Source organism: Caviibacter abscessus (assembly GCF_001517835.1).
GTDB lineage: Bacteria > Fusobacteriota > Fusobacteriia > Fusobacteriales > Leptotrichiaceae > Caviibacter > Caviibacter abscessus.
Map to the genome: position 1 here is coordinate 1 of NZ_LOQG01000026.1, position 243 is coordinate 243.

1 protein-coding gene is annotated in these 243 nt (G+C 26.3%); it reads left to right on the forward strand.

All coding sequences use genetic code 11. The annotated features are described in order from the left end of the window. A partial coding sequence (locus AWT63_RS03260; protein ID WP_231723216.1) for a type II restriction endonuclease occupies nt 1-243 on the forward strand: 243 nt, incomplete at both ends.

Sequence of the window (243 nt, forward strand, 5' to 3'; positions counted from 1 at the left end):
TAGATTATGTTACGGGTATTGAAACAGGTCTTGATTCTAACGGCAGAAAAAATCGTGGCGGACATTTAATGGAAAATTTAGTTGAAAAATTTATACAAAATGCAGGACTAGTCAAAGAAAAAGATTATTTCAAAGAAATGTATATTAGCCAAATTCAAAATAAATGGAATATTAATCTTTCTGCTATTTCAAATAAAGGAAAAATGGAAAAACGTTTTGATTTTGTTATAAAAACATCTAATA